This window comes from Dermacoccus abyssi (genome assembly GCF_003515945.1).
GTDB lineage: Bacteria > Actinomycetota > Actinomycetes > Actinomycetales > Dermatophilaceae > Dermacoccus > Dermacoccus abyssi.
Map to the genome: position 1 here is coordinate 1 of NZ_QWLM01000055.1, position 1,131 is coordinate 1,131.

The window sequence follows — 1,131 nt, forward strand, 5'->3', positions numbered from 1 at the left end:
TAAGTCAGGCGGATTTTTGGGTGCGGGTTGATGCTAGCTCGTACTGGATGGGGCTGACGTAGCCGAGTGCTGAGTGGCGGCGCTGTCGGTTGTAGAACACCTCGATGTACTCGAACATCGCGGTCGACAACTCGACCCGTGTTTTGCATCGCCGCCGGTTAAGCAATTCGATCTGCATCGAGGACCAAAACGACTCCATCATCGCGTTGTCGTACCCGTCACCGACCGTGCCGAACGATGGCAGCAGGCCCGCGCTGCGAATCTTCTCCCCGAACACCCAGGACGTGAATTGGGCGCCGTGGTCAGCGTGCACGATCCCTCCGGGCTTGGGTTTTCGGTTGCGGATGGCCATGTCGAGCGCGTTCACGACCAGCGTCGCGTCCTGGCGCGAATCGATGGCCCAGCCCACGATGCGCCGACTGTAGGCATCCAGGACCGCGGCGCAGTAGACCTTGCCTTCTTTCGTGGGGTGCTCCGTAATGTCCGTGACCCACAGCTCGTTGGGCGCCAGCCTGTGGAACTTGCGGTTCACGAGGTCATCAGCCGTGGCCACCCCGCGAAGCCGAGCGATGCGTTTGGGGCCTGGTAGGCCGCGGATCCCGGCGTTCGTCATGAGGACGCTGATCAGGCGGCTGCTGCACGTCAGGCCCATGCCGAGGGTGAGTTCGGCGTGCACACGGTGGTAGCCGTAGGTGCCTCGCGAAGCGATGTGGACTTCGTTGATGAGGCCGGTGAGCCACTCACGGCGCAGTTGGGTGGCGCTGGTCGGGCGGCGCTTGTAGCGGTAGTAGCCCTGGCGGGAGACGCCCAGCACGCGGCAGCAGGTGTTGACGGGGAACCCGGTGTCGGCGAGGACATCGATCACCGGGTGGATCCTTTGGGGTGCGGCGCCGTAGCGGGGTCGAGGAACTGGGCGGCCTTCTTGATGATGGCGAGTTCGGTTTCAAGTTCGCGGATGCGCCGACGGGCTGCTTTGAGTTCTGCCGATTCGACGGTGGCTGTGCCTGGGCGTCGGCCGTGATCGATGTCGTCTTGGCGGATCCACTTGTGCAGCGTGACGGGGTGGATGTCGAGTTCGTAGGCGACCTGCGTCACTGGCCGCCCGGAACGGGCCAGGGCGATAGCTTGCTG

1 protein-coding gene is annotated in these 1,131 nt (G+C 64.2%); it reads right to left on the reverse strand.

Features of this window, described 5'->3' with window-relative positions:
• Window positions 1-4: 4 nt before the first annotated feature.
• Window positions 5-1,131 (reverse strand): IS3 family transposase gene (locus tag D1832_RS15080; RefSeq protein ID WP_182434828.1). Its coding sequence is split into 2 segments (ribosomal slippage), with 1,128 coding nucleotides annotated over them: window positions 5-894 and window positions 894-1,131; the frame shifts between segments, so codons are not numbered across the junction. This gene is flagged as partial in the annotation.